Source organism: Microcoleus sp. OTE_8_concoct_300 (assembly GCF_031383065.1).
In the GTDB taxonomy this organism is placed as follows: domain Bacteria; phylum Cyanobacteriota; class Cyanobacteriia; order Cyanobacteriales; family Microcoleaceae; genus Microcoleus.
On sequence record NZ_JANMZH010000784.1, the window covers coordinates 1 to 10,775 of the forward strand.

The 10,775-nt window shown below is 43.5% G+C and carries 9 protein-coding genes and 1 pseudogene; 8 read left to right on the forward strand and 2 right to left on the reverse strand.

All coding sequences use genetic code 11. The features are described 5' to 3' along the window. Positions 1–186 precede the first annotated feature (186 nt). The 4 genes from ACUVJL_RS35010 to folP all read left to right on the forward strand — a co-directional run bounded on the left by ACUVJL_RS35010 (position 187) and on the right by folP (position 3,328). Entirely contained in the window at positions 187–1,170 is a 984-nt protein-coding gene (locus tag ACUVJL_RS35010; protein WP_445250021.1) for a hypothetical protein, read from the forward strand. Between the two features lie 69 nt (positions 1,171–1,239). Continuing rightward, positions 1,240–1,425, forward strand: coding sequence for a PCP reductase family protein (locus tag ACUVJL_RS35015; protein ID WP_006633749.1), 186 nt, complete (start codon positions 1,240–1,242; stop codon positions 1,423–1,425). 68 nt (positions 1,426–1,493) lie between these two features. Then, on the forward strand, positions 1,494–2,222 hold the full coding sequence (gene tpiA, locus ACUVJL_RS35020; protein WP_445250022.1) for a triose-phosphate isomerase: 729 nt from the start codon (positions 1,494–1,496) through the stop codon (positions 2,220–2,222). A gap of 242 nt (positions 2,223–2,464) precedes the next feature. Continuing rightward, on the forward strand, positions 2,465–3,328 hold the full coding sequence (gene folP, locus ACUVJL_RS35025) for a dihydropteroate synthase (RefSeq protein WP_445250023.1): 864 nt from the start codon (positions 2,465–2,467) through the stop codon (positions 3,326–3,328). On the opposite strand, the gene ACUVJL_RS35030 is transcribed toward folP, so the two are convergent. After that, positions 3,319–4,158 carry an SPFH domain-containing protein gene (locus tag ACUVJL_RS35030; protein WP_445250024.1) on the reverse strand — a complete coding sequence of 280 codons (840 nt, stop codon included), beginning with the start codon at positions 4,156–4,158 and terminating at the stop codon, positions 3,319–3,321. The genes folP and ACUVJL_RS35030 overlap by 10 nt on opposite strands. Positions 4,159–4,350: 192 nt before the next feature. On the opposite strand from ACUVJL_RS35030, the gene ACUVJL_RS35035 reads away from it, so the two are divergent. Beyond that, positions 4,351–5,121, forward strand: coding sequence for a tetratricopeptide repeat protein (locus ACUVJL_RS35035; protein ID WP_445250025.1), 771 nt, complete (start codon positions 4,351–4,353; stop codon positions 5,119–5,121). A gap of 96 nt (positions 5,122–5,217) precedes the next feature. On the opposite strand, the gene aroB is transcribed toward ACUVJL_RS35035, so the two are convergent. Next, entirely contained in the window at positions 5,218–6,312 is a 1,095-nt protein-coding gene (aroB, locus tag ACUVJL_RS35040) for a 3-dehydroquinate synthase (protein ID WP_445250026.1), read from the reverse strand. A gap of 530 nt (positions 6,313–6,842) precedes the next feature. Here aroB and petL point away from each other — a divergent pair. The 3 genes and pseudogenes from petL to ACUVJL_RS35055 form a co-directional block, all read left to right on the forward strand. Continuing rightward, complete coding sequence (gene petL / locus ACUVJL_RS35045) at positions 6,843–6,944, forward strand: cytochrome b6-f complex subunit PetL (RefSeq protein ID WP_445250027.1); 102 nt, start codon at positions 6,843–6,845, stop codon at positions 6,942–6,944. A gap of 722 nt (positions 6,945–7,666) precedes the next feature. Beyond that, positions 7,667–10,558: pseudogene (locus ACUVJL_RS35050) on the forward strand (ATP-binding protein); the annotation flags it as partial. A gap of 97 nt (positions 10,559–10,655) precedes the next feature. Next, the coding region (locus ACUVJL_RS35055; protein WP_445250028.1) for a transposase family protein at positions 10,656–10,775 on the forward strand (120 nt) is incomplete at its 3' end.

Consider the following 10,775-nt stretch of genomic DNA (forward strand, 5'->3'; position numbering starts at 1 on the left):
ATTAACGGCTTTTCCGACTTGTTCCGTCCAAAATTCTTTCGTTTTTTGAAAGCTTTGAGAAACATCAGGCAGTGCTACTTCCATAGTAAGTGACCTTCATCAACTTAGGAGCGCGAATTAAATAACTTACAATTAAAATTGTAAGTTATTTAATTCGCGCTCCTAAGTTGATGAAGGTCACTTACTATGGAAGTAGCACTGCCTGATGTTTCTCAAAGCTTTCAAAAAACGAAAGAATTTTGGACGGAACAAGTCGGAAAAGCCGTTAATTCTGTTTCAGAAACAACAGCACAAGCTAAATCTTCTCTCTCCGAATCTGCGTCCAAGGCAAAAGAAGCTCTCACTCAAACTACGAATTCTGCCGTGAATGCTGTTAATCAAGCTACGAACAATGCTTTAGGTACTGTAGCAGAGAAAACAGAAAAAGCGAGGATTTCTATATCTGAAGTCGCAAATCAAGCAGTTAGTCGCGTTAGTGAAACTACCAACAAAGCTGTTGATGCTGTTTCTCACTCGGCGGCAACTGCTAAAGAAACTATTAATCAAACTACTAACTCTGCGGTCAATACTCTGAATCAAACAACTAGCCAAGCTGTAGAAAGTGTAAATCAAGCAACAGAAAAGGCTAAGATATCACTGGAAGATAGCATTCACAAGGCGGTAAATATGAGCGATGTCGCTTCAAATGCCCTTCAAAGTGCTATCAATGGTACTGTTAAAGATTGGATTGATTCTCACCCGGTAGTCTTCTGGTTGGTGAGTCATCCGCTGATATCTTTAGCAAGTTTGCTGCTATTTATATTCATTATTTTGGGTTTATTACAGGCTTTAGCTAGCTTTTTTGCAGAAGGATGGTTATTTACCCTGCAAAGCCCTGGAAAATTTATGCAAGGGGTTTTGAGTGTCGGCTCTAAATCTCTAAGTAATGTCGGTGGAGTAGCTATAAACTCATTGGTTTCAAAGAATCCCGAAGACAAAAATAATTCAGCTTTACAATTGAGGGGAGTTGAATCAAACAGTTTGGAGTCTCAGGAACGAATTGCTAATATTTTGACAAGGTTGGAGGCAATTCGACAAGAGCAGAATCAGCTTTTACAAGAAGCGTCGGCTATTTTAGGCAAGCAATTTAATGCAGAGCGATCGGGTGTGGCACGATCGCACTTATGGTAAATTTAATACATCCAGGCTTTCCATCAAAGCCAGCTCAATAAAGGATTTTAGTCGATCGCTCAATACGCCATGCCCGATTCCGAATTTTCCGACGATCTCAAATGGACGCCTGAAGCCAAGGCCAAGCTGAAAAATATTCCCTACTTTGTCCGGGGACAAGCTCGCGTGCGCATCGAGCAGTTGGCCCGCGAAGCCGAAACCGAAGTCGTCACCGTTGACTTAGTTGAGCAAGCTCGCATCGAGTTTGGGCAATAAGGGATCGAAAGGTACGCTAAAGCTTTAGACTATTAATTGCGTTGTAAGGACAAGGACTTAAAGAAATAGTGCGCAAAATAGTTATAGCTGGCAACTGGAAAATGTACAAAACTAGGGCAGAATCCCTAGAGTTTCTTCAAGGATTCATGTCCTGCCTGACGGAAACCCCAGAGGAACGGGAAGTCGTGCTTTGCGTTCCCTTCACTTCCTTGGCTGTCCTCTCGAAAAATTTGCACGGCAGCCGGATCAGACTCGGTGCTCAGAACGTTCACTGGCAAGAGTCGGGAGCTTTTACTGGGGAAATTTCCGGGCCAATGCTGAGTGAACTGGGTGTGCGCTATGTCATCGTAGGCCACAGCGAGCGGCGCCAATATTTTGGGGAAACTGACGAAACGGTGAATTTGCGGCTGAAAGCTGCTCAGAAATACGATTTAATTCCGATTCTGTGCGTCGGGGAAACCAAGCAGCAGCGAGATGCAGGGGAAACTGAATCTCACATTTTTTCTCAGTTGGAAAAAGATTTGGTTGGTGTTGACCAGCAGAAGTTGGTAATTGCTTACGAGCCTATTTGGGCGATAGGGACTGGCGATACTTGCGAAACGAAGGAAGCTAACCGAGTTATTGGTTTGATTCGCAGTAAATTGACTAATCCTGACGTGCCAATTCAGTACGGTGGCTCTGTTAAACCGGAGAATATTGATGAAGTTATGGTCATGCCTGAGATTGACGGGGTTCTGGTAGGCGGTGCGAGTTTGGAAGCTAGGAGCTTCGATCGAATTGTCAATTACAAGTTGTGAAAATTCAAGTAGGGGCTGGTGCTCAAGCCAAAAATTTGTCGGCAGTTGCTTAAATTTGCGATCTCACCCGCCCTGACTGGGATAGTTGGGCGATCGAATTTGTACGAAATCTGCCCCTCTGGGACCCCTCGAAAGGGCGGGTTTTGTACTAAAATTATTTATTCAGAGGCAGAGACTTTTTGCTAAACCAGCCCCTAAAAGTTATCTGTTATATTTTCAATTAGAGCGATTTAGAATAACTCATGACCGATCGCAAATTAACCATTAGAAATAAATCTTTTGAGTGGGGAAAACGCACTTATTTAATGGGCGTTTTGAATGTCACCCCTGACAGTTTCAGCGACGGCGGAGATTATTATACCATAGAATCTGCTTTAGCGCAAGCCGAAAATATGGTAAAATCTGGAGTTGATATTATTGATATTGGCGGTCAATCTACTCGGCCCGGTGCAGCGGAAATATCCTCTTCAGAGGAGATCGATCGCGTTATACCTCTGGTACAGATACTGCGGCAAAAAGCCGAGATTTTTGGCTCAGTTCCTATTTCGGTCGATACTACCAGAGCGCAGGTTGCCAAAGCTGCGGTTGAGGCGGGAGCTGATATTATCAATGATATTTCGGGAGCAACTTTTGACTCGGAAATGCTGTCAACCGTTGCTCAGTTAAAAGTGCCAATAATTTTGATGCACATTCGGGGCACTCCCCAGACGATGCAAAAACTCACAGATTATCGGGATTTAATTGGGGAAATTAGGGAATTTTTAGAGAGTAGAATTGCGGCGGCAGTGGCTGCAGGGATTGACAAATCTCACATAATTCTAGACCCTGGTATTGGCTTTGCTAAGAATTACAGTCAAAACTTGGAAATTCTGCAGCAGTTAGCCAAATTCCGTGGTTTGGACTGTCCAATTTTAGTAGGAGTATCGCGCAAAAGCTTCATCGGTCACATTTTGAATCAGCCCTTGGCGAAACAAAGAATTTGGGGGACAGCGGCGGCTTGTACAGGTGCGATCGCAAATTCGGCAGATATCTTGCGAGTTCACGATGTCAGAGAAATGCACGATGTTTGTCTGGTTGCCGACGCCATCTTCCGATATCAATCTTGAGAAGTTGGAGTATCGATAACTCTCATTTCCCCGCCGCGATCTCCCGCAGGGACATCAGGGATAGACTCCATCAAATTGTTGAGGGCCTCTGACATATTCTTCGGATCCATAAACAAAATTTTGGCATTGTCGCTTTCGCCCAATTTTTGTTGAGCGTCTAAGTATTTTTCGGTTACTAAGTAATTCAAAACTTGCTTGCTATTCGGATGGTTGTCTAAAGCTTCAACTAAGAGCCTCATGTACTCCTTAGTGCCGATCGCTTTATTGACCATTGCTTGCCACTCGCTCTTAGTGGCGCGCTCCAATTCCATCGCTTCTTGCACCCTTTTCGGAGGTGTAATGCTTTGAATTTCCACCCGAATTACTTTGACGCCCCAACTTTCAGTAGCTTCGTCTAACCTCTTGAGTAACTTTTTATTCATGTCATCTCGGGAAGCCAAGACGTCTTGCATTGGCAATCGAGCAATTTCAGCGCGAAACGTTGTTAAAACTAAGTTGGCGATCGCATCTTCAATTTGATCGATTCCATAATAAGCTTTCTGTAAATTCACAACCCGCCAATACACAACGGCATCGACTTCTAGAGCCACATTATCTCCCGTGATTGCTGACTGAGGTTTAGTATCTAAAACTCTTTCACGGCTTGTGTCCACGCAGACGACTTTTTCGACCAAGGGGCTGATAAAGTGGAATCCGGGCTTTAAGGTGCGCTTGTATTGACCCAAACGTTCGACTAAAGCTTCGTCGCCACCGCTGACTATTTTGAAGCTTGAGTTAACAGTGTAGCCGAGGATGAGCGCAATGATCATGGTGAGAAGAGACTGCCCCATTTCTACTTTCCTGCTAAGGTTGACTGAGAATCGATCGGAATTCTACTCTAATTTAACTCAAAATCGGCCACACAGTGCTAAAATATCTCGACTGTTAATAACTAACTATTTCATCGGGTAGGCCCCCATCTGCTCCGACTCTTACGGCGCTAGTCAAACCCAGGATATCAACAACACATTTCCACAAAAGACATGAAAAACGATCGAGAGTTTCGCTTGTTCAAACCTTTGAGGTGGATCGCCCCAAGCATTTTGGTGAGTGCAGGAATCTGGAATGTGGCAGCGGCCCAACCGGCCGGGGCTGAGCCAATCGCCCTGCAACTGTCGCAAAACTTGCAGTCGCAGAACTTGCAGCCACCGCGCCGAGGACCTGCTGTTCGAGAAGTTCTATCCTACGAAATGAAGGGAGACGAACTCAAGATTTGCAAGCAGCAAGGCAACTCCGAGAAAAAGTGCGAAGTTGTAGGTAAAGGCTACACGGTGGGTTTGAGAACTGCCAACGACCTTTACGGTCAAGGAAATGCTGTCAATGCCGAAGCTTTGTACCGGCAACTAATCGCTCGCTATCCCAAACAAGCGGATGCTTATTACAAGTTGGGAACTATGCTGTCGGGGCAAGGTAAAATGAGCGATGCGATCGGTCTATTCCAAAAAGCAATTGAAGTCAACCCGCAACACGCCAAAGCTCACAACGATTTAGGCGTGGCGATGGCAAGTCAGGGGCAGTTGCCCGAGGCAATTGTTCAGTGGAGACAAGCCGTTAAAATTAACAGCCAATATCCCGATGCTTTAAACAATTTAGGAGTCGGTTTGTACCAGCAAGGAGACAAGGAAAACCAAGCGGAGGCGGTAGCCAGCCTCAAAAAAGCTAAGGAGTTATTTATCAAGCAAGGTAGAACTCAAGCCGCTAGCAGAGTCGAGAAAATTTTGGAGGAAATGAATTCACAGTCGAGCGGATCCTAAACTCAACCACCGATCGAACATTGAAAGACAAAACATCATTGGCGATCGGCGTTAATGGGCGTTCACCGGGGGTTAAATACCCCCAAGAACGAGAATCTAAAGCATTTCCTTCAAAACTTGTATAATCAAATCCCCATCCACCCGATCGCTCACAGCGGCCTCACCCAAGCGCACCGGCAGCACAAACCGCACCTTGCCATCCTGCACCTTTTTATCGAGTTGCAAAGTATGCAAAATTTCCTCAACATCGACACCAGCAGGCAATTTCGCAGGTAAGCCGGCTTTTTCAATCAAAGCAGACTGGCGGCGATCGCACTCTTGATCCCACATTCCCAACTCCACAGCCAACCGGCTTGACGCAGCCATGCCGATGGCCACTCCTTCTCCGTGATTGATCACCTTGTAACCGGTCAAACTTTCCACAGCATGACCGATCGTGTGTCCGTAATTCAAAATCGCCCGCAAACCCGATTCCTTCTCGTCTTTGCTTACCACCTCAGCCTTAGCTTGGCAAGACCTGCTCAAAATTTCTGCCAACAAATCCGCCTTCACATAGCGCATTTGATCCAAACGCTTGCACTTCTCCAACTTCCCGAAAAGTTCAGCATCCCAAATCACCCCGTACTTGATAACTTCCGCCATCGCCGATCGAAACTCCCTCGCCGGCAGAGTTTTGAGTACATCCGGGTCAATCAAAACCAAGCGCGGCTGGTGAAAAGCCCCGATTAAATTCTTCCCCAAAGGATGATTTACCCCCGTTTTGCCGCCAATAGAAGCATCAACCATCGCCAGCAGCGAAGTCGGAACCTGCACGACATTAATTCCCCGCAGCCAAGTCGCCGCAGCAAAACCCGTCATATCGCCAACCACCCCCCCGCCCAAAGCCACCATCGTCGAGGAACGTTCTAAGCGGTTTGCCAAAGCCGCACCGTAAATTTTCTGCACAGAATTTAAAGTTTTGTACTGTTCTCCCGGTGGTAAAATGCAGCTACTGACTTCTAGACCGGCCGATTCGAGGGCTGCTGTTGCTCTTTCGCCGTACTGCCGAAAAATCGACTGATTTGACACCAGCAGCACTTTTTTGCCCAAACTTAGATCGCCCATCATATTGCCGAGTTCGTCTAACCCGCCCGATCGCACGCAAACATTGTAAGATTGTGGCCCCAAGTCAACTTTAATTATGGATTGCATATTTATCTAATTTAGATATTAGATTTTAGATTATAGTTCTTATAGGTCTTTTTATTGATTGTTTTGGAGAAATTGCAGTCAGCACCCCGCACTGAAGTAACGGGCTTGATACCTACAACTTCAGTTAGTTGACCAGCCAAGCGTCTTAACTGACTACGTTTTTTGAGTCACGACACCGGGAGAATGCGTAGCTAGTTCCTCGCTCTGTCGTCAGTGGTTAAACAGTTTTACGAGGGGTAAGACAGTGCTGCTGACCTAACAAGCTCACTAAACATTGGCGAAGTACAGACGACCTGCCAGGTCGTCTCTTCTACCCCGAAAGGGAGGCTCTAAGAAAGAGCAAACCATTATGCGTACAGGGTGAAAGGTTTGAAGCAGTAATTGTCCTGTTGAAAGTTCATTACAAAAGAACCCCGAACTAAGTAATTCCAAGGCGGTAAAGGTGTAAATATTCAAGGCGGTTGAAACCGCTCGTATCGTTTCCCTCTCAGGTCTAAAGACGCTGAGGAACCCACTTACCGAGGATTTTTATGACTCTTAGCGGAATAATAACTTTTTTTGGGATTTTCGGCGGCATGGTCGGCTTGGCGACAGTGCTGATGTTTGGTCTGCGGGCTGTCAAACTCATCTAATTTGCCTGCTTTGTGACTTGGAACTCAGAGATTGAAACCTCTGGTAAAAGTCTTGATCGTGCGAAGTCTTTGCGCCCCAAAAATCTCTGATTAAACTTGGAATTTGGCGCGCAAATGCTTCGGTCCATAGAACCTGAGAGTAAAATTAGCTTAATTAGACTCTTGGCTGACTGACAATTCCTTGACGAACGCTAATTAATCTAATCCCGAAGATACTTCTTGGCACACAGCAACAGACCCGAAAAATATTGTAAAATGAAACGAAAGTAAGGCGGGAAGTTGTTGCCAATCAAAAGAGTAAGACTCCAATAGTCAAATATGTTACTAAATTTACCTAAACCTATTCGTTGCAACAAGTTATAGGTAAAAACTCTCACCCTGGCATCTGAATTAATTGGAATATCCAACTATGTTTGCCATAAAGCGATCGCTCAAATTAAATAACAACAAAGCGACGCTACCAGGAAGTCAAAGCAGAGCAGGTAGGGGGAGTAGTCGCCAGTTTATCCATCCTCAGCCGCCGTCGCCTAAGTTCTGTTTAAATATCTGCACCTACTTACACAAGGTCACAATTCTTGCAAAGCGGGCGTTTTAACAAGCGCTATGATAATATTTGACAAGTAACTAGCGACGATCGAGCTTGTTGAGAAATTTATCCCAAACAAGTAAATCCTGCTAATTGGGGCGCACTACAAAATAACTTAAGATTAGCTTAACAAATTATGAATGCGCTCCCCAACTTACCAGATTATCAAATCACAGAGCAATTATACACAGGTACGCGCACCCTTGTCTATCGAGGCATCCGTACCAGTGACCAACAACCCGTCGTCATCAAATTACTACGAAATGACTACCCAAACTTTAACGAACTCGTTCAATTCCGCAACCAATATACCATTGCCAAAAATCTCGACTTTCCTAGTATTATCAAACCCTTAACCCTAGAAGTATATGGCAATGGCTATGCCTTAGTCATGGAAGACTTTGGTGGAATTTCCCTATCTGAGTATCTCCAAACAGCCACGGATGAAAATGCCCAATATCAATATTTACCTTTAGGTGAATTTCTCAGGATATCTATTAAAACAACAGAAATTCTGCACTATTTATACCAAAATAGAGTTATACACAAAGACATAAAACCCGCTAATATTCTGATCGATCCCGCCACCAAAAAAATTAAATTAATTGATTTTAGTATTGCTTCTCTCCTACCAAGAGAAACCCAAGAGATTCAGAATACTAATGATTTAGAAGGCACATTAGCCTATCTTTCTCCTGAACAAACTGGTCGAATGAATCGAGGCATAGATTATCGTAGTGACTTTTATTGTCTGGGAATGACATTTTATGAATTATTGACGGGAACATTACCATTTAGATCGGAAGATGCAATGGAAGTGGTACATTGTCACCTGGCGAAACAGCCGATACCCATCCATCAAATTCATTCAGAAATTCCCCTAATTTTGTCAGAGATTGTCAGTAAGCTAATCGCCAAAAATGCCGAAAATCGTTATCAGAGTGCCTTGGGAATTAAGCACGATTTAGAAATCTGTCTAGATCAACTACAAACTACAGGCACAATAGAACCTTTTGAAATAGGAAAGCGAGATATCAGCGATCGCTTCCTAATTCCCGAAAAACTCTACGGAAGAGAAGCCGAAGTTAATCAACTATTAAATTCCTTCGATCGTGTCGCCAATGGCACAACAGAAATGGTGCTAGTAGCGGGTTTTTCTGGAATTGGGAAAACCGCAGTAGTTAATGAAGTACATAAACCCATTGTTCGGCAACGCGGCTATTTTATTAAAGGGAAATATGACCAATTTCAACGAAATATCCCCTTTTCGGCTTTCGTGGAAGCTTTTCGCGATTTAATGTGGCAACTATTATCAGAATCAGAAGAACAATTGCCAACATGGAAAACCAATATTCTCGCAGCAGTGGGAGACAACGGGCAAGTATTAATTGATGTAATTCCTGAGTTAGAAAACATCATCGGTAAACAGCCACCATCCCTAGAGTTATCAGGAACAGCCGCCCAAAATCGCTTTAATTTATTATTTCAAAAATTTGTCAAAGTCTTTACCAGTAAAGAACATCCCTTAGTGATGTTTTTAGATGACTGGCAATGGGCTGATTCTGCATCGCTGAATTTGCTCTCATTATTGAGGCAACAAGATACAGGACATCTATTGATATTAGGTGCTTATCGAGATAATGAAGTGTCACCAGTACATCCATTTATCTTAACGGTAGATGAACTGCTCAAAACTGGGGCAACGGTAAATACGATTACATTACCACCGTTAAGAGAATCGGATATTAATCGATTGGTAGCAGATACCCTAAATTGCGAACTATCTCTTGCCCAGCCTTTGACAAAATTAGTCTATCAAAAAACCAAGGGAAATCCTTTCTTTGCAACTCAGTTCCTCAAAGCTTTACACGATGACAAGTTAATTACCTTTAATTGGGATATCCAGCATTGGCAGTGCGATATTGCCCAAATCAAAGCCTTGGCAATTACTGATGATGTTGTTGAATTCATGGCGTTGCAATTGCAGAAATTACCAATTCCAACTCAGGATGTCTTAAAGTTGGCTGCTTGTATAGGGGCGCAGTTCGATTTGCATAATTTGGCAATAGTTTCACAAGAATCAGAAATCGAGACGGCGACGGTTTTATGGAGAGCATTGCAGGAGAGTTTGATTTTACCGATTAGTAATCTTTATAAGTTTTATCAGCTTGAGGGCGATGATAATTTAAACTCAGAAGATGCAAATGCTAATAAACAAAATGCTAAATACAGATTTTTGCATGACCGCGTTCAACAAGCCGCTTATTCCCTAATTCCAAAAGACCAAAAACAGGCAACTCATCTCAAAATTGGTCAACTCCTCCAACAAAACTTATCAGAGATAGAAAAAGAAGAAAAGCTATTTGATATTGTCGGGCATTTGAATTTAGGAATTGGGTTAATTACTCAAGCGGGAGAACGGGAAACCTTAGCCCGACTGAACTTAGCAGCCGCACAGAAAGCTATAAATTCTACAGCCTATTCAGCCGCCAGAAGTTTCGTGAAAACAGCGCTCTCGTTGCTGGCGGAAAACTGTTGGCAAACTCAGTACGAATTAACCCTGAATCTTTATGTAGCTGCGGCGGAAACTGCCTACTTGAATGCCGATTTTGATGGCATGGAAGAAATGGCAGCAGAAGTTTTGCAAAAGGCCAAAACAATACTAGACAAAGTAAAGATATTTGAGATTAAAATTAACGCACTGACAACTCAGAGTAAGGTATTAGAAGCGATCGCTGTCGGCAAAAATGTTCTGACACAATTAGGGGTTGAGTTCTCATCTGAACCTGACGAAGCCTTGACTGACAAAGCACTACAAACCCTTGCTAAGCAACTCGAAGGTAAACAGATTTCAGAATTAGTTAGCCTTCCTATGATGAGCGATCCTCATACAATTGCAGTTATGCAACTGTTAGCCATGTTGTTTACGCCCATTTTTCAAGGAAACCCTGCCTTGCTGCCTCTGCTTTCCTCCACAATGGTCAGTCTATCACTCCAATTTGGAAATACACCCGCATCAACAATAGGATCAGGGCGAACGCATCTAAACTTTATGTTAACATAATCTAGTATATTGGAGAAGAATTATTGAGTACATACAAAACATTTAATTAGAGTTTACTCTTATGAGACTCAAACCTAAAATCACCATTGCTGACCATTTTTTTGAATTAGAAGATCCAAGAATTGAGCGGACGAAACATCATCAATTGATTGACATTATCACCCTCTCACTTTGTGCCGTG